General features: G+C 69.1%; 17 protein-coding genes. 14 read left to right on the forward strand and 3 right to left on the reverse strand.

The features are described from left to right. Nucleotides 1-50: 50 nt before the first annotated feature. Nucleotides 51-1,055: a LysR family transcriptional regulator gene (locus ABB55_RS14520; RefSeq protein WP_054359439.1), complete on the reverse strand. Its 1,005-nt coding sequence runs from the start codon at nucleotides 1,053-1,055 to the stop codon at nucleotides 51-53. Nucleotides 1,056-1,254: 199 nt separating this feature from the next. Between ABB55_RS14520 and ABB55_RS14525 the strand changes: the two genes are divergently transcribed. The 7 genes from ABB55_RS14525 to ABB55_RS14555 all read left to right on the forward strand — a co-directional run bounded on the left by ABB55_RS14525 (nucleotide 1,255) and on the right by ABB55_RS14555 (nucleotide 7,580). Next, nucleotides 1,255-2,007 carry an SDR family NAD(P)-dependent oxidoreductase gene (locus ABB55_RS14525; RefSeq protein ID WP_054359440.1) on the forward strand — a complete coding sequence of 251 codons (753 nt, stop codon included), beginning with the start codon at nucleotides 1,255-1,257 and terminating at the stop codon, nucleotides 2,005-2,007. 11 nt (nucleotides 2,008-2,018) lie between these two features. Continuing rightward, the gene (rhmD, locus tag ABB55_RS14530) at nucleotides 2,019-3,206 is read left to right on the forward strand and encodes an L-rhamnonate dehydratase (RefSeq protein ID WP_054359441.1); all 1,188 of its coding nucleotides are present in this window, start codon (nucleotides 2,019-2,021) and stop codon (nucleotides 3,204-3,206) included. Between the two features lie 10 nt (nucleotides 3,207-3,216). Then, complete coding sequence (locus tag ABB55_RS14535) at nucleotides 3,217-3,978, forward strand: SDR family NAD(P)-dependent oxidoreductase (RefSeq protein WP_054359442.1); 762 nt, start codon at nucleotides 3,217-3,219, stop codon at nucleotides 3,976-3,978. 49 nt (nucleotides 3,979-4,027) lie between these two features. Next, nucleotides 4,028-5,038 carry a TRAP transporter substrate-binding protein gene (locus ABB55_RS14540; RefSeq protein ID WP_054359443.1) on the forward strand — a complete coding sequence of 337 codons (1,011 nt, stop codon included), beginning with the start codon at nucleotides 4,028-4,030 and terminating at the stop codon, nucleotides 5,036-5,038. A 9-nt stretch (nucleotides 5,039-5,047) separates the two neighbouring features. Next, nucleotides 5,048-5,518 (forward strand): TRAP transporter small permease, encoded by a 471-nt coding sequence (locus ABB55_RS14545; protein ID WP_054359444.1) that lies wholly within the window; start codon nucleotides 5,048-5,050, stop codon nucleotides 5,516-5,518. Continuing rightward, nucleotides 5,518-6,789 carry a TRAP transporter large permease gene (locus ABB55_RS14550; RefSeq protein ID WP_054359445.1) on the forward strand — a complete coding sequence of 424 codons (1,272 nt, stop codon included), beginning with the start codon at nucleotides 5,518-5,520 and terminating at the stop codon, nucleotides 6,787-6,789. Before ABB55_RS14545 ends, ABB55_RS14550 begins: the two co-directional genes overlap by 1 nt. A gap of 314 nt (nucleotides 6,790-7,103) precedes the next feature. Then, the gene (locus ABB55_RS14555) at nucleotides 7,104-7,580 is read left to right on the forward strand and encodes a GNAT family N-acetyltransferase (protein ID WP_054359446.1); all 477 of its coding nucleotides are present in this window, start codon (nucleotides 7,104-7,106) and stop codon (nucleotides 7,578-7,580) included. Between the two features lie 16 nt (nucleotides 7,581-7,596). Here the strand turns inward: ABB55_RS14555 and ABB55_RS14560 are convergent, their stop codons facing one another. After that, on the reverse strand, nucleotides 7,597-8,505 hold the full coding sequence (locus tag ABB55_RS14560; RefSeq protein WP_054359447.1) for a LysR substrate-binding domain-containing protein: 909 nt from the start codon (nucleotides 8,503-8,505) through the stop codon (nucleotides 7,597-7,599). A 109-nt stretch (nucleotides 8,506-8,614) separates the two neighbouring features. Between ABB55_RS14560 and argH the strand changes: the two genes are divergently transcribed. The 7 genes from argH (at nucleotide 8,615) to speB (ending at nucleotide 16,063) form a co-directional block, all read left to right on the forward strand. After that, nucleotides 8,615-10,021: an argininosuccinate lyase gene (gene argH, locus ABB55_RS14565; RefSeq protein WP_054359448.1), complete on the forward strand. Its 1,407-nt coding sequence runs from the start codon at nucleotides 8,615-8,617 to the stop codon at nucleotides 10,019-10,021. 49 nt (nucleotides 10,022-10,070) lie between these two features. Beyond that, complete coding sequence (locus ABB55_RS14570; RefSeq protein WP_054359449.1) at nucleotides 10,071-10,922, forward strand: amino acid ABC transporter permease; 852 nt, start codon at nucleotides 10,071-10,073, stop codon at nucleotides 10,920-10,922. Between the two features lie 14 nt (nucleotides 10,923-10,936). Continuing rightward, nucleotides 10,937-11,704, forward strand: a complete 768-nt coding sequence (locus tag ABB55_RS14575; RefSeq protein WP_054359450.1) for an amino acid ABC transporter ATP-binding protein — start codon at nucleotides 10,937-10,939, stop codon at nucleotides 11,702-11,704. Nucleotides 11,705-11,730: 26 nt separating this feature from the next. After that, nucleotides 11,731-12,567, forward strand: a complete 837-nt coding sequence (locus ABB55_RS14580) for an ABC transporter substrate-binding protein (protein ID WP_054359451.1) — start codon at nucleotides 11,731-11,733, stop codon at nucleotides 12,565-12,567. Between the two features lie 97 nt (nucleotides 12,568-12,664). Continuing rightward, nucleotides 12,665-14,083 (forward strand): MmgE/PrpD family protein, encoded by a 1,419-nt coding sequence (locus tag ABB55_RS14585; RefSeq protein ID WP_244472042.1) that lies wholly within the window; start codon nucleotides 12,665-12,667, stop codon nucleotides 14,081-14,083. A 21-nt stretch (nucleotides 14,084-14,104) separates the two neighbouring features. After that, entirely contained in the window at nucleotides 14,105-14,974 is an 870-nt protein-coding gene (locus tag ABB55_RS14590) for a polysaccharide deacetylase family protein (protein ID WP_054359452.1), read from the forward strand. 45 nt (nucleotides 14,975-15,019) lie between these two features. Then, nucleotides 15,020-16,063 carry an agmatinase gene (speB, locus tag ABB55_RS14595; protein ID WP_054359453.1) on the forward strand — a complete coding sequence of 348 codons (1,044 nt, stop codon included), beginning with the start codon at nucleotides 15,020-15,022 and terminating at the stop codon, nucleotides 16,061-16,063. Nucleotides 16,064-16,213: 150 nt separating this feature from the next. On the opposite strand, the gene ABB55_RS14600 is transcribed toward speB, so the two are convergent. Further along, nucleotides 16,214-17,581 carry an MmgE/PrpD family protein gene (locus tag ABB55_RS14600; RefSeq protein WP_054359454.1) on the reverse strand — a complete coding sequence of 456 codons (1,368 nt, stop codon included), beginning with the start codon at nucleotides 17,579-17,581 and terminating at the stop codon, nucleotides 16,214-16,216. Nucleotide 17,582 lies beyond the last annotated feature (1 nt).

Raw genomic sequence — 17,582 nt, forward strand, 5'->3', positions numbered from 1 at the left:
TCGCATGGCGGACCGATCGCGCAAAGGGGCCTCGCTTGTAGTGCGGCGGTTCAACGGGTTCCCGGCGTCTCGCCGTTCGAGCCCTGATGAGGCTGCGGGGACGCTGACTGGGCAGGCGGTTTTGAGCACATCTGGCGCAAGATCCCGACGAACTCCTCGGCATTCGCGGTGAGCGCCTCGCCTCGCCGGCGAATGATGCCGTAGGGCTCGAGCGGGTTGTCGATGCGGATCGGCAGACGGACGAGTTCGCCGCGCGCGACCGCGTCCTGCACGATGGTGTGGGGGAGGATCGCGATCATGCCGCCGCGCAGCACCAGATGAAGCGTCGCGAAGATCGATGTCGTCTCGACCAGGTTGTCGAGCCGCGGCAGGCCGGCCGCCGCGAAGGTGCGGTCGATGACCTGGCGCATCGGGCTGGTCGGCTGCTGCAGCACCCAGGGGAAGGCCTCCGTCTCCTCGAGCGTCAGTTCGGCGCGCCCGGCGAGCGGATGGTCGGCGGCGCAGAAGGCCCAGAGATCCTCGAGCGCCAGCGGCTCCACGTCGAACAGGGCTCTGTGCCGCGCCTCGGTCGGACGGCCGATCACCAGATCGAGCTCGGTCTTTTCCAGCGCTTCGAGCAGCTGGTCGCTGGTCGTGGTCGACAGCACCACGGTCATCAGCGGCCGTCGCCGCTTCAGCTCCGCCAGCGCGTTCGGCAGGATGTCCGGACCCGTCGCCATGATGGCGCCGACCGACAGCATGCCGTAGCCGCCCCGCTTCAGGTTCGCGAGACTGCGGAAGAAGCGCGCCTGATCGCCGATGGTCTGGCGCGCATAGTCGATCACGAAAGCGCCGATCTCGGTCGGCGTCAGGCCGCGCGGGTGTCGCTCGAACACTGGGATGCCGAAGATCTCCTCGGAGTCCTGCAGCATTTTGGTCGCGCCCGGCTGGGTGATGTTCATCTCTTCGGCGGCGCGGTGCAGGTTGCCGGTCGCGGCGATGCGGGCGATCAATTGAAGATGGCGGAAGCGCAGGCGCGCGAGGGCCGATGGGGTTGGCGGAAGCTCGAACGACATGGCGATAACCTTCGCTCATCGACAAAGTCCATAAATTCATTATCCGGTTATCACCGCCTCCGCTAGAACCCGATCAAGAACGAATGCGCGGCGTGAAAGTCGTGCCTCCGGGAGGAGCCCGAGCCGACCGCCCGCGTCGCCGCGACGCGCGGGCGGCGCCGAGCCTCGACCGCATCGGCGCCAGGAGGAGGTCGGCCTCATGAACAGTCTGAATCTCGCCGGCCGCGTCGCCGTCGTCACGGGGGGAGCCCGCGGCATCGGCTATGCGGCCGCCGAACGCTTCCTGCGCTCCGGCGCGGCGGTCGCGCTGTGGGATATCGATGCGGAGCGGCTCGACCGCGCGGCCTCGGCGCTCTCCGCGCACGGACCGGTCTCCTCCACGGTCGTCGAACTGACCGACGAGGCCTCCGTTGCGGCCGCGACCGCTGCCGCGGTCGAACGTCACGGCCGCATCGACATCCTGGTCAACAATGCCGGCATCACGGGCGGCAACGGGCGTCTGTGGGAGCTCTCGCCCGACGTCTGGCGGCGGGTCGTCGACGTCAACCTGACCGGCCCGTATCTGACCTGCCGGGCGATCGTGCCGCACATGTTGGCCAATGGGTATGGCCGCATCGTCAACGTCGCCTCCATCGCCGGCAAGGAAGGCAACCCGAACGCCTCCCACTATTCCGCGTCGAAGGCCGGCCTGATCGGCCTCACCAAGTCGCTCGGCAAGGAGCTCGCCGAGGCCGGTATCCTGGTGAATTGCATCACGCCGGCCGCCGCCCGCACCGAGATCTTCGAGCAGATGAGCGAGGAGCATATCGCCTTCATGCTCGCCAAGATCCCGATGAAGCGGTTCCTGGCGGTCGAAGAGGCCGCCGCCATGATCGGTTGGCTGTCGTCCGAGGACTGCGCCTTTTCCACCGGCGCGGTGTTCGACATCTCCGGCGGCCGGGCCGTCTACTGAGGAGCGACGCCATGCCCATGCCCACCATCACGGCCGTGCGCGCCTTCACCGTCCGGGGCGGCGGCGCCGACTATCACGACCAGGGCGACGGTCACTGGATCGACGGCCAGATCGCCACGCCCATGTCGCGCTACCCCGAATACCGGGCGAAGCGCAGCTCCTTCGGCCTCAACGTCCTCGGCACCCTGGTGGTCGAGGTCGAGGCGAGCGACGGCACGGTCGGCTTCGCGGTCACGACCGGCGGTGAAATCGGCTGCTTTGTCGTGGAGCGCCATCTTGCCCGCTTCCTGGTCGGCCGCCCGGTCACCGAGATCGAGCGGATGTGGGACCAGATGTACGCCGCGAGCCAGTTCTACGGCCGCAAGGGCGTGGTCCTGAACACGATCTCGGGCGTCGATCTGGCGCTCTGGGACCTGCTCGCGAAGGTCCGCGGCGAGCCGGTCTACCAGTTGCTCGGCGGCGCGGTCCGCGACGAACTCGTCTTCTACGCCACCGGCCCGCGTCCGGACCTCGCCAAGAAGATGGGTTTCATCGGCGGCAAGATGCCGTTGAAGCACGGCCCGGCCGAGCGGGAGGAGGGCCTCAGGGCCAACGTCGCGGCCCTGGCGGCGATGCGGGATGCGGTCGGCGACGACTTCTGGCTGATGTACGACTGCTGGATGGCGCTCGACCTCGACTATGCCACCCGTCTGGCGATCGCCGGACGGGAGCACGGGCTGAAATGGATCGAGGAATGCCTGTCGCCCGACGACTACTGGGGCTACGCGGCGCTGCGCAAGGCGGTACCCGCCGGCATGCTGGTGACGACCGGCGAGCACGAGGCGACGCGCTGGGGGTTTCGACTGCTCCTGGAGATGGGCTGCTGCGACATCATTCAGCCCGATGTCGGCTGGTGCGGCGGGCTGACCGAACTGATCAAGATCTCCGCACTTGCCGACGCGCATGCCTGCCCGGTCATCCCGCACGGCTCCAGCGTCTACAGCTACCACTTCGTGGCGACGCGCCCGAACAGCCCCTTCGCCGAGTTCCTGATGATGGCCCCCGAGGCGGACCGTGTGGTGCCGATGTTCCACCCGCTCCTGCTGGACGAGCCTTTGCCGGAAGGCGGACGGCTGAAGGTTTCGGCGCTGGATCGGCCGGGCTTCGGCGTCCGGCTCAATCCGGACTGTGCGCTCCATCGTCCCTATCCGGCCGCCTGAGGGGAATGCCATGCGCGATCTCGTCGGCAAAGTCGTTCTGGTGACGGGCGCCTCGTCGGGCATCGGCGCCGCGGTGGCGCAGGCCTTCGGCCGGCAGGGCTGCCGCGTCGCCGTCCACGGCCATTCGCAGATGGACGCGGCCGAAGCGGTCGCCGACGCGATCCGGGCGGCCGGGGCGGAGGCGCGGACCTTTGGGGCCGACCTCACCGACAGCGCGGCGGCCGAAAACCTGGCGCGCTCCGTGGACGCCGCCTTCGGACGGCTCGACATCCTGGTCAACAATGCCGGCGGCTTCGTCCGCCGCGCGCCCCTCGCCGAGGCACCCGACGACCTGATCGAAGCGGTGTTCAACCTGAACGCCCGGTCGATGCTGGCGCTCGGCCGCGCCGCCATCCCGCTCATGCGGCGGCAGGGCGCCGGCGCGATCGTCAACATGACCTCGCAGGCCGCCCGCACCGGGGCGAGCCCGGGCGCCGGCCTCTACGCCGCCACCAAGGCCTATGTCTCGACCTACACGCGGGCTCTGGCGAAGGAGCTCGTCCAGGACCGGATCCGCGTCAACGCCGTGGCGCCGGGGGTGATCGCCACGCCGATCCACGACGCCCACACCGCGCCGGAGCTGCTCGCCCGGCTCGCCACGGCCATCCCGATGGGACGACTCGGGACGGCGGAAGAATGCGCCGGTGCGGTGCTGTTCCTCGCGAGCGAGGACATGGCGAGCTACGTCACCGGGCAGATCATCGAAGTCAACGGCGGCAGCGTCATGCCGTAGCGCTCACGGCCCGGCGCATACGGGTCGACAGAAGAGAGGGAGGAATATCATGTCCATCGATCTCACGTTGGGGCGCCGCAACTTCATGGTCGGGATCGGCGCGGCCGCCATCGGCACGCTCGCCGCACCCTCCATCCTGCGCGCGCAGAGCAAGCGGACCATCCGCCTCGCCCACCATCTTCCGATCCAATCGGAGCAGCATGCCGCCGCCGAGCTGTTCGCCGCCAAGGTGGCCGAGGGAACCAAGGGCGCCGTCACGATCCAGATCCTTCCGGCGGCCCAGATGGGCGGGCAGCGGGAGATCATCGAATCCGTCTCGATCGGCACGCTCGACATGGGCTTCGGCGAATCCGGCCTCTACGCCAACTATGTCCCGGAATTCGGCGTCGTCGCCCTGCCGTATCTCTACCGCGACTTCGACCATTGGCAGAAGACGGTCGACGGCGATGTCGGGGCCACGCTCTCGGCCGCGCTGGACAAGAAGTCGGGCATCCGGATCGTCAACTGGATGGTGACCGGCTACCGCTACACCTACTCCCGCACCCGGCCGATCGCCGCCCCGGCGGACTTCAAGGGCATGAAGGTTCGCCTGCCGGAGGCGCCGGTCTTCGTTAAGACCTTCTCGACGCTCGGCGCCATTCCGACGCCCATTCCGGCCCCGGAAATGTATGCCGCGCTGCAGACCGGCGTCGTCGACGCCATGGAGGGCACCGCCGAGGTCGCGTACACGTTCAAAATCTTCCAAGTGACGAAATACTTCTCGAAGACGCGCCACATTCTCCTCGACGGTTCCTTCGCGATCAACTCCGGCCTCTATGCCAAGCTTGGCGCCGAAGAGCGCGCCGCGATCGACAAGGCGGGCGCCGAGACCGCGCGCGAGCAGCGGGCAAAGCATTTCGAGCGTGAGGCCGCCGCCATCGCCAAGCTCACCGGCGAAGGCAAGATGGAGGTGAACGAGCCCAACCTGAAGCCCTTCTCGGATGCGCTCGCCAATCTCCAGAACGAGTTTGCGGCCGCGTCCAAGGGCACCGAACTGGTCGAGAAGATCCGCAAGCTCTGAGGCGGGGTCATGCTTCAAACCTGGGTGGGCAGGCTGGTCGGCGTCACGCGTTTCGCGGCGGCGTCGGCCTTCGCCGCCATGATCGTGCTGACGCTGGTACAGGTGATCAACCGCTACGCGCTCGGCTGGTCGATGTTCTGGACGGAGGAGACGATCGTGCTCCTCCTGGTGTGGGCGATGCTGCTCGGCCTGCCCGTCCAGCTCTGGCACCACGAGGAAATCGTCGTCGACGTCCTGCCGACCGACAACCCGCTGGTCCAGCGCCTGAAGGACGGGACGAACCTGGCCTGTTCGGTCGCCTTCTGCGGCGTCCTCGCCTGGGCCGGCTACGCCTTTGCGATGCGGGGGCTACCGGTCACCTCGCCCGCGCTCGGCATCTCGCGCGTCTGGTTCTTCCTCCCGATCCCGCTGTCCGCCGCACTTTCGGTGCTGATCCTGCTCACCCGCCCCGCGGGCCGGAGCGTCGGAGGTTTCGACTGATGCTCATCGCCCTCGTCGTCAGTCTTGTCGTCTTCATCGCCATCGGCATGCCGATCGCCTTCTCGATGGGGCTCGCCTCCGTCGTCGCGCTCCTGGTCGACGGCTCGGTCCCGCTGATCGTCCTGCCGCAGAAGATGTACTCGTCACTCGACAGCTTCCCGCTGCTGGCGATCCCGCTGTTCATCCTGGCCGGCTCCATCATGAACGTGGGCGGCATCACCACGAGCCTCGTGGGGCTTGCCCGGGCCCTGGTCGGCCACCTGCAGGGCGGTCTCGGCCACGTCACCATCATCACCAACGTGCTGTTCTCGACCATTTCCGGTTCGGCCGCAGCGTCGGCCGCCGCGGTCGGCTCGATGCTGATCCCGGAGATGAAGAAGGACGGCTACCGGGCGGAGGATGCGGCGGTGATCAACGCGGCAGGGGCCATCCTGGGACCGATCATCCCGCCCAGCGTGGTGATGGTGATCTATGGGGCCATGACCGGGCTCTCGATCGGGACGCTCCTGCTTACCGGCATCGGCCCGGGGATCCTGGTCGCTCTCGTCCTGATGGCGGCGGTCGCCATCCTGGCGCGCCGCAGCACGCTGAAGACCTACCCGCGCGCCGGCCTCGCCGATACGGGACGCGCCGTCTGGCAGGCCATCCCGGCGCTGATCATGCCGGCGATCATCGTCGGCGGGATCGTGTCGGGCTTCTTCACGGCGACCGAGGCCGGGGTCATCGCCGTCGCCTACGGCGTCCTCTTCGCCCTCGGCACGCGCCGCAGCACGCTGGGCCAGTTGGCCGCCAACCTGTCCGACGCGACCATCGTCTCGTCGAGCATCATGATCATCCTCGGGGGCGCTGCGCTGTTCGGGTGGATCGTGGCGCGCGAAGGCGTGCCGGCCATGATCGCGCAGTGGCTGCAGGCGACGACCGACCAGGCCTGGGTGGTCATGCTGCTGGTGCTGGTCGTGCTGCTCGTGGTGGGCATCTTCATCGAACCCATCCCGGCCATGGTCATGCTGGTGCCCGTCCTGCAGCCGATCGCCGACGCCTACGGGTTCAACCCCTACCACTTCGCCATGGTGATCACCTTCGGCGTCCTGCTCGGCTCGCTGACGCCGCCGGTCGCCGTGCTGGTGCTGATCACCTGCAAGATCGCCAGGGTCGACGTCAACCGCGCCAACCGGCCGCTGATCGCGGTGTTCCTGTGCCTGGTCGTCGCCCTGTTCCTGATCGCCTTCGTGCCCTGGATCTCGCTGATCGCGCCGCGCCTGCTCGGATGAGGCACGGCCGGACCCGCGGTCTCGGGACGGGCGATCCCCTGGCCGCTTGTCGAGGCGATGCGGCTGCCCGGCGATAGGTTCGATCCCGGACTTCGATGGTCCCGGACTTCGATGGTGCCGTCCTTTCGCGGCGTTGGAAGGATGCGCCATGGGCCCGGCTGACGACGGGCGCGCAACGGCGACGACGGCGGTCCGTCGAGCGATACGGCACGTCAAGGGCGACATTGCCGCCGGCACCGCCGCGCAGTACAGGGGGCGTGTCCGGGGCTCATGGTGGCCGAGGGGCGGGACGGTTCCGGGGCAGGGGATAGTCGATGACCACAGCGTTCAGGCTTTGCGAGCCGCGCGACAGCGAGGCCCTCGCGACGCTGTTCGAACAGATGCAGGCCCATTATGGCGTGCCCTGTCCGCCGCGCGCGACGATCCTCGCCGATCTGGCGGACCTGCCGCCGGGCAACCGCATCCTGGTCGCCGACACTGGCGGCGGGATCGACGGCTTTGCCGCCTTCGCGGCGCTCTATCCGGGACCCGGTCTGCGCAAGGGGTTGTTCCTCAAGGAGCTCTACGTCGCGGAGGGCCGGCGCGGCCTCGGTCTCGGCCGCGGGCTGATCGCGGCGCTTGCCGAACTGGCGACAGCCGAGGGCTATGGCCGCATCGACTGGACCGCCGATCGCGACGACGCGGCGCTGCTCGCCTTCTACGATGGGCTCGGGGCGCGGCGCGAGGCCTCCAAACTCTTCTACCGGCTGACCGGCGCCGCGCTGGCCGAGACCGCCGGCCGGACCCGGTGACGCGCCGCGCGCCCGCTCACGAAGAAACCGCACCTTGCGGCATCTCGGAGCGCGCCGCCTCCGCGAGCGCCCAAACGCAGAAGTGCTTCAGCACGCCTTCGCGCGGCCGCTCGTTGGGCGTGGTCAGCCAGTAGCAGTTCTGGCTCTCGAATCCGATGCCGAGCGGGTTGACCAGTTCGCCGGCGGCGAGTTCGCGCGTGATCAGGGTCCTGGGGACCAGCGCAAGACCCTGCCCGCCGATCGCGCCTCGAATGACCAGGGCATAGTAGGATAGCGTGATGGTCTGCTCGGGCGGGATGTCGAGGCCGCCATACTGCGCGAACAGCCGGTCCCAGTGCAGCGGGGTCTGCGGATGGACCAGCAGGCGGAACCTGGCGATGTCGCGCCAATCGGCGATGCCGCCGCCGCGGTCGAGCGTCATCGGCGCGCCGACCAGCACGACATCGCGTCCGAGAAAGTAATCGGCGTTCCAGCCGGGCCACTGCCCCTCGCCGAAGCGGAAGACCACATCGACATCGCGATGCGCCTCCCGCGAGGCATAGGTCACGAACTGCACATCCACGTCCGGGTGCTGGTCCGTGAAGCCGATCAGGCGCTGCATGAACCAGCGGTCCCCCAGGATCGGCAGCACGTGCAGGCGCAGGACCGGCCGGCTGCCGCGCAGCCGTGCGGTGCGGACGGCCGCCGTCTCCAGCGCGCCGAGCGCGACGCGGGCCTGTTCGATATAGACGATCCCGGCCTCGGTCGGGACCAGGCCATGCCGCGCCCGGTTGAACAGCGTCAGCCCGATCAGGGCCTCCACGGCCTTCAACTGCTTGCTCACCGCGCTCTGCGTCAGACTCAGCGCGACCGCGGCCGCCGAGACGGTGCCGTGTTGGGCGAGGGCGGCGATCACCCTCAGCGCGGTGGTGGAGGGCAGGTGCAAGGCCGACGATCCCCGACTATTCCAATATGGAATAGCATGCTTGACTTCATTTCATTTGTCGAGGGCGCCCCCCTGATGCCCAATGCGCGGGCAAGAGGAGTGGTTGCACATGAAGAGCGCAGGTGGGTTGTGGGGCGCCCGGTTCAGCAAGGCGCCGTCGCAGGCGTTGGTCGATCTGTCGCGCGCGCCTGCGAACTACTTCCGCCTGGCGCCGGAAGATCTGCAATCCTCTGCCGCCCATGCCCGTGAACTGGTTCGCGCCGGCATTCTGACCGCCGAGGAATGCACGATCGTGGAGGCCGCACTTGCCGACGTCGCCGCAGCCTTCGCCCGTGGCGAAGTGGCGCCGATCCCGGCCGACGAGGATGTCCACACCTTCCTGGAGCGGGTCCTGAAGGACCGGCTCGGCCCGCTCGGCGGCAAGCTCCGCGCCGGCCGGTCGCGCAACGACCAGGCGGCCAACGATCTCAAGCTGCATCTTCGGACCAAGGCGCGCGCGGTCGCGGTCGATCTGCTGGCGCTGCAGGACGCGATCGTCGCCCAGGCTGAGGGGCATGTCGACACCATCGCGCCCGGCTTCACCCATCTGCAGCCGGCCCAGCCGGTCTCCTTCGCCCATCAATTGTTGGCCCATGCGCAGGGTTTCGCCCGCGATATCGACCGCATGATGGATTGGGATCGCCGCGCGGCCCTGTCGCCGCTCGGTGCCGCCGCGCTCGCCGGCTCGGCGATCGCGCTCCATCCCGAACTGTCCGCCGTCGAACTCGGCTATGACGGCCCGTGCGAGAATTCGATCGACGCCGTCGGGGCGCGCGACCATGTCGCCGAATTCCTGTTCGTCACCGCCATGATCGGCGTCAACCTCTCGCGCCTCGCCGAAGAGGTGTTCATCTGGAACTCCAAGCAGTTCGCCTGGGTCGACCTCGACGACGGCTATGCCACCGGCTCCTCGATCATGCCGCAGAAGAAGAACCCGGACATCGCCGAGCTGACGCGGGGCCGGGCGTCCCGCCTTATCGCGGTGCTGCAGGGCGTCCTGATCGCGCTGAAAGGCATTCCGTTCGCCTACAATCGCGATCTCGCCGAGGACAAATGGGCCGCCTTCGAGGCGCTCGACACGCTCGAACTGGTGCTTCCGGCGATGACCGGTATGATCGCCACCATGACGGTCGACCGGGATCGCCTGAAAGCCCAGGCGACGCTCGGTTTCACCCTGGCGACGGAGGTTGCCGACTGGCTGTCCCGGCGCGGCATACCCTTCAGCGAGGCGCACGAGATCACGGGCGCGCTGGTGCGCCATTGCGAGGCGCGCGGCTGCGGCCTGTCCGACCTTTCGGCGGCCGACCTCGCTGCGGTCGATCCGCGCCTGACCGCGGACGTGCTGACCCGGCTGACCCCGGAGGCGGCGGTGGCGGCGCGGTCGGGCCACAACGGCACGGCCCCGGCCAGCGTCCGCGGGCAGATCGAACGTCTGGTGGCGACACTCGCCCGTCAGCGGGCCTGGGCGAGCGCATAACGCGATCGATCCGGCGCAGTGCCTCGATGCCACGACGGGAGGGATCGCGATGACCGACGAACGCGACATGTACCAGACCAGCCATCTTCGGATCGTGCCGCGGCGGCATTGGGGGCGCTGGATTGCGGCGGGCGTGGTCTGCCTGCTGCTGGCCGCGCTGGTCAGGGCCTTCATCAACGGCAAGATCGAGTGGAACTATGTCGGCCAGTTCCTGTTCTCGCAGAGCATTCTCGAAGGCCTCGTCAACACGATCCTGATGACCTTCGCCGCCATGGCGGTCGGCATCACGCTCGGCGTGATCTTCGCGATCATGCGCATCTCCGAAAACCCCGTGCTGTCGACCATCGCGACCGGCTATGTCTGGATCTTCCGCGGCGCGCCGGCGCTCCTGCAGCTGCTGTTGTGGTTCAACCTGGCGCTGGTCTTCCCCAAGATCGGCATTCCGGGCCTGTTCGAATGGCGCACGGTCGACGTGATGACGCCCTTCGTCGCCGCCATGCTGGCGCTCGGCATCCAGCAGGGTGCCTACACGTCGGAGGTGGTCCGCGGCGGGCTCCTGTCGGTCGATGCCGGCCAGTATGAGGCGGCACGGTCGATCGGCATGGGCCAGCTCTTGATGCTGCGCCGGATCATCCTGCCGCAGGCAATGCGGGTGATCCTGCCGCCGATCGGCAACGAACTGATCGGCATGGTCAAGACCACCTCGCTCGCCAGCGTCATCCAGTATTCCGAGATCCTGCACAACGCCCAGATCATCTACTACGCCAACACGCGCGTCCTGGAACTGCTTCTGGTGGCGAGCTTCTGGTACCTGTCGGCCGTGACGGTGCTCTCGATCGGCCAGATGTATGTGGAACGCTACTTCGCGCGCGGAATCCAGCGTCTGAAGGCGGCGGGCTGACGGGGAGGCGGAGCATGTCGGAAATCCTCGTCAAGGCGATCGACGTCACCAAGCGCTTCACCGGCTTCACCGCGCTCGACCGCGCCAGCCTCGACATCCGCAAGGGCGAGGTCTGCTGCATCATCGGTCCGTCCGGATCGGGCAAGAGCACCTTCCTGCGCTGCATCAACATGCTGGAGCGCATCGACGGCGGCGCCATCTGGATCGGCGGCGAACTGCTCGGCTACCGGCGCGACGGGGACCGTCTCTACGAGATGCGCGACAGCGAGATCGCCCGCCAGCGCCGCCGCACCGGCATGGTGTTCCAGCGCTTCAACCTGTTTCCCCATCTCACGGCGCTGCAGAACGTGACCGAGGGGCCCATCCATGTCCTCGGCGAGGAGCGCAAGGCGGCGGCCGACCATGCGCGCGAGCTGCTCGCCCGGGTCGGCCTCGCCGACAAGATGAACCACTATCCGTCCGAACTTTCCGGCGGCCAGCAGCAACGCGTCGCCATCGCGCGCGCCATGGGCATGCGGCCCGAGCTCATCCTGTTCGACGAGCCGACCTCGGCGCTCGATCCGGAACTGGTCTCCGAAGTTCTCGATGTGATGAAGGATCTCGCCGAGTCCGGCATGACCATGGTGGTGGTCACCCACGAGATGGGCTTCGCCCGCGGGGTGGCCGACACCGTCGCCTTCATGGAAGCCGGCCGGATCGAAGAGGTCGGCCCGGCCAAGAAAGTGTTGTCCGAACCGGACAATGCCCGCTGCGCGGCGTTCATCCGCGCCGTCCACAAGTGAACGATCTCGACCCTGGGAGAAAGCCAATGACGCCGAAGCACGCCATCCTTGCCATCGGTCTCGCCTGTGCGGCCGTCACGCCGGCCGCCGCGCAGGATCTGCCGGCCCGCATCAAGACGGCCGGCAAGGTGGTCGTCGCCAACCAGCCGAACTATCCGCCGATGGAATACAAGGACCCGGCGACCAACCAGCTCAAGGGTCTCGACATCGACCTCGGCCTGGCGCTCGCCAAGGAACTCGGCGTCAAGGTCGAGTGGTCCGACATCGGCTTCGAGCAGATGATCTCGTCGCTGACCACCGGCCGCGTCGATCTCATCCATTCCGGCATGAGCGATCTGCCCAAGCGCCGCGAGACGCTCGATTTCGTCGACTACATGAAGTCCGGCGCGCAGTTCTACACCTCCTTCGAGCGCAAGGACGAATTCAAGGTCCCGACCGATCTGTGCGGCAAGAAGGTCGCCATGAGCCGGCGCACGTCCTTCCCGGACGAGACCGCGACCTGGAGCAAGACCAACTGCGAAGCCAACGGCAAGCCGGCGATCCAGGTGGTCGGCTCGGAAGGCTCGGCCGATGCCCGCGCGCAGCTCAAGCAGGGTCGCGTCGACGGCGCCGTCCAGGGCTCCGAGACGCTGCCCTACCTGATCAGCCTGGAGAAGGACACCTACCAGATCGTCGGCGCGCCCTTCACGGCCGTGCTGCAGGGCATCGCCTTCCCGAAGGCCGAGACCGGCCTGCGCGACGCCTATGCGGGCGCGCTGAAGCGGCTGATCGCGTCGGGCGAATACAAGAAGATCTTCGACAGCTACGGCCTCGGCGTCACCATGCTGGACACCGTGCTGATCAACGGCGAAGCGGTGAAGTGAGGCCGCCGGCCCGGGATGCGGACGCATCGGGCCGTTGACGCCAAGCGCATGCGGGATCGCGTTTGAGGCGCGGTCCCGTCGCCCCATCGAGACAGGAATGACCATGTCCACCGATCCACGGGATGACGTGCCGGCGACCGGCGCGACCGAACTCGCGCGTCTCGCCGCCTTCGCGTCGGCGCTGCGCTGGGACGCGGTGCCGGCCGGTGTCGCCGCCAAGGTCAAGGTGCATCTGCTCGACACCCTCGGCGCGGCGCTCGCCGGCACCCGGTCGCAGGAATTTGCCCTGGTGCTCGGGACGATCGAGCCGCACGGCGGCACCGGCGCGCGCATCTGGGGGACCGACCGGCGCGCCAGCGCCCGCGACGCCGCGCTCGTCAACGGCGTCGCCGCGCATGTCTTCGAACTCGACGATACCGGCGGCTGCGACCATTCGGGTGCCGTGGTGGTGCCCGCCGTGCTCGCCGCGGCGGAAGGTCGGAGCGTCTCCGGACCCGAGCTCCTGACCGCGATCGTCGTCGGCTACGAGGTCGGCCGCCGCCTGCTGGAGGCCGCGGGCGGCTACGATCGCCACAATGGCGACGGCTGGCATTCGACCGGCACCTGCGGCACGGTCGGCGCCGCGGCCGCGGTCGCCCGCCTGTGGCGGCTCGATGCCGCCGCGACCGCCCATGCCATCACGGCGGCGACCAGCTTCTCGTCCGGCCTGTGGGCCTTCATCCATGACGGCGCCCAGACCAAGAAGGTGCATGCCGGCCGCGCCGCCGAGGGCGGTCTCTTCGCCGCCCAATTGGCACGCGCCGGCTTTCGCGGGCCCGCGCAGGTCTTCGACGACGTGTGGGGCGGCTTCTTCCGCAGCTTCGGCCACGGCGCCGGCGATCCGAGCCGGTTCACCGCCGATCTCGGCACGGTCTACAAGCTGTCGCGCGTCTCGCTGAAGCCCTATGCCGCCTGCCGCGGTACCCATTCGGCGATCGACGCGGTCGGCGATCTCCTCGCCGAGACCGGCCGGACCGGCGAGACGGTCGACGGGGTCGATGTCCGCGTCAGCGGCCTGCTGATGGGCATGTGCGGCCGGCGGGAGGCCGAACCGCTCGCCGCCGCCCAGATGAGCCTGCCGCTGGCACTGGCCTTGCGGCTGGTCCACGGCGAGCCCGGTCTGTCGGCCTATGCGCAGGCTCGGCGCCACGACGCCAGCGTCGCCGCGGTGCTGGACCGCATCACGCTCGCCGTCGACGAGGGCTTCGCACCGCTCGACGAACCGATCGTCACGCTCCGGTTCAGGGACGGCACGCGGGCCGAAAAGCGCGTGCCGCGACCGACCGGCTCGGTGGAACGGCCGATGACGCCGGCGGCGATCGATGCGAAATTCGCCGAACTGGCCGGGCTCGCGCTCTCGGCCGAGGCGGCTGCCGCGGTCGCCGGCCTCGTCGCCACCCTGCCGGAGAGCCAGGATGTCGAACCGCTGCTTGCCTGCCTGACCGGCGCGGGGCCTGTCGCCGATCCCTTCCGCTGACCGTTCCCGAGGTTCGTGTCGATGACCGATTTTCCGCCGATCGCCTTCAACCGCGCCGCGCCGGCGCCGCACTTTCCCTGGCCGAACGGCGCCCGCAGCGCGCTCTTCATCGGCTTCGACGTCGACGGCGAGACCGCCTGGATCGGCAACACGCCGGCCAATGGCGACCGTCTCGTCACCGTCTCGCATGGCGGCTACGACGGCCGTGTCGGCATCGAGCGCATCCTGACGCTGCTCGACGAGCTCAAGCTGAAGGCGACCTTCTTCATTCCCGGCTGGACGGCGCTCGCCCATCAGGCCCAGTGCGTGCCGATCGTCGAGGCCGGGCACGAGATCGGCCATCACGGCTACCTGCACCGCCGGCCCGAACGCGGCGCCTTCGAGGCGGCGCGCGAGGAGATCGACCGGGGCTTCGAGGCGCTGGACCGGGCGCTCGGCGTGCGCCCGATCGGCTACCGGGCGCCGTCGGGCGAGAATTTCCCGGAACTCCTCGCCTATCTGACCGACAGCGGGGTGACCTATTCGAGTTCGTTCCGTGACGACATCCGCCCCTATCGCCATCGCCTGCACGACGACCGGCCGGGACCGATCGAGATCCCGGTCAACTATGCCTTCGACGACTGGAATTTCGGCATGACCAGCCGGGTCGATCCGCGTCCGATCTTCGGCCGCGAGGCGGTGCTGAACCTGTGGATCGACGAATTCGAGGCGACGCACAGCTGGGGCGGCGTCACCACCATGGTGCTGCACCCGCAGGTCTCCGGACGGCCGATGCGCTGGCATCTGCTGCGCGACTTCCTGCGCCATGTCGCCGCCCGGGACGACGTGTGGATCGCGACCGGCGCCGAAATCGCCCGTCACTATGCGGCCTGCGAGCCGACCTCGCTCTGAACGCCATCGGCCGTCCGACACGGACGCGCAGGAGGGAATGCCGACATGACTCCAGACAAGCTCGCCGCCTTGCGCGCCCGCTACACCGCGACGGGCGGCGCGGATATCGACGACCCGGACTTCCGCAAGGCCGCCAGCCTGCAATTCTCCGACGGCGACCGGCGCAAATGGCCGTTCTCCGATCCGGCCACCCTGCTCGATGCCCCGTTCCGCCCGACCGCCGCGGACGAAGGCTTCGCCGATCTGGATGTCGCCCTCGTCGGGGTGCCGATGGATCTCGGCGTCACCAACCGCGCCGGCGCCCGCCTCGGACCGCGCGCGGTGCGTGCCGTCGAGCGCATCGGCCCCTATGAACATGTGCTGCGCCAGACGCCGATGTTCGACTGCCGCGTCCTCGACATCGGCGACGTGCCCTTCCGCAGCCGCTTCGATCTCGCCGGCTGCCATGCCGATATCGAGGCCTTCTTCGCCCGGATCGTCGCGGCCGGCGTGATCCCGCTCGCCGTCGGCGGCGACCACTCGATCAGCCGCGCGATCCTGGCCGCCGTCGGGCGTGAGAGGCCGGTCGGCATGGTGCATATCGATGCGCATTGCGACACCGGCGGCGTCTACGAGGGCTCGAAGTTCCACCATGGCGGCCCGTTCCGCCAGGCCGTGCTGGAGGGCACGCTCGACCCCGAGCGGACCATCCAGATCGGCATTCGCGGCGGGGCGGAATATCTGTGGGAGTTCTCGACCGTCTCCGGCATGACGGTGATCCATGCCGAGGAGGTCACCGAGATGGGCATCGCCGCCGTGATCGCGAAGGCGCGCGCGGTGGTCGGCGACGGGCCGACCTATGTGTCCTTCGATGTCGACAGTCTCGACCCGGCCTTCGCACCCGGAACCGGGACGCCGGAGGTCGGCGGGCTGATGCCGCGCGAGGTGCTGGCCATTCTCCGCGGCCTGGCCGGGATCGACTTCGTCGGCGGCGATGTCGTCGAGGTGGCGCCGCAATATGACGCGACCAGCAACACCGCCCAGGCGGCCGCGCAGGTCCTGTTCGAACAGCTCTGCCTCGCCAGCCGGACGATCGCCCGCCGCCGCTGAGGTGGCCGCGCCGCCCGGGAGACCACGGTCCGGCGGCGCGCGCCACGGACCCCGTCCGAGCACCGGATCGGCGCCGGTTGCGGCGATCGAGGGATGGAGCGCCGCCTCACGGCGACCGCTCCGGCCCTACGGCTTGGAGCGCCGCCCGCGTCACGAAGCACGCGTCTGGAGAACCGGCGACCGCGCCGCCGCGAAGACGGAGACGAGTTCGGCGATCGAACCGCCGGGCAACCCGTCGACGAAGCGCTCCAGGCGGTCATGGATCGACGGGTCGAGCCCCTGCTCGGCGCCGATGCGGCGGACCAGGGCGGCCGCTCCGGCGCGGTCGAAGGCATAGTCGGTGGCGCTCGCCCGGCGGCGCTCGATCACCACCTCGCCATCCGTCGTTGTCGCTTCGATGTCGGCGGAGAGATTGGGCACGGCCGGGTCGGTGACCACGGTGAGGCGCGCGATCAGATCGGCGACCGCGGCGTCGTGGTAGTCGGTCATCCGCCGCATATCCGGCACGCCGTGGAGAAGTGTCGTCGCGATGCAGAAGGGGATGCTCATCAGCGTCCCCGAGATGGTGGCGAAGGGACCGCGCTCGAGCATGCCGGCATAGCCGGTCTCGTAGGGGTTCATGCGCACCGTCACCGCCGCGAGGCGGCGCCCGCCGAGCCGGGCGCGCAGGGCCAGGGCCGCATCGACCGGGCTCTGGTTGAAGGCGCAGACCGGATAGGGTTTGAAGGTGACGCGGTCGATCGCCCAATCGCGCCCGAGGCCGGCGACCAGCGCCTCGACGTCGCAGTCGGTCCGGACGAAGGCGCGGACGAAGCCGGCGCGACCTTCGAAGGCGGCCGGCGCCGACACCGATCCGGCGGCGGCCAGGGCGGCGGCGCGCAGGCCGTTCGCCGCCGCGACGCCCAGCTGATAGCGCCACTCGTCGGTCCCGTCGGCGAAGGACTGCAGGGTGCCGCCGGTGAAGGCGGCGGCGTTGGCGAGCGCCGCGGCGGTCCGATCCGCATCGAGATCCATCAGCTTCGCGGCCGCCGCGGCAGCGCCGAGCGTGCCGTAGAGGATCGAGGCCCGCAATCCGCCGGGTGCGGTGATCGCGCCGTAGGCCGCGTCGAACAGGCCGGCGACCTCGTAGCCGGAGAGCAGCGCCGGCAGGAGACGTTCGAGCGGCAGACCCCGCGCCTCGACCAAGGCGGTCAGCATCGGGATGACGATCGCGCCGAGATGGACGGTGCCGCAGGTGTCCTCCTGGGCGCGCCCGTGGAAGAGGGCACAATTGGCCGAGAGCGCGCCGTCGAGCGATGCCCGCCGACCGTCGCCGAGCAGGGTCGCGCCATGCTCGGGGCTGCCGTCGAGAGCGATCGCGGCGTCGGCCGCCACCCGGTGAAAGGGTGTGTCGAGGCCGCCGAGGGCGATGCCGAAGCCGTTGATGAGGCAGGCCTTCAGGCGATCCCGGGTGAATTCGGGCAAGGTCGCGTCGTCGAGCCCGACCACGAACTGCGCGATGCGGCGTGCGAGCGTCATG

Source organism: Prosthecodimorpha hirschii, from assembly GCF_001305515.1.
GTDB lineage: Bacteria > Pseudomonadota > Alphaproteobacteria > Rhizobiales > Ancalomicrobiaceae > Prosthecodimorpha > Prosthecodimorpha hirschii.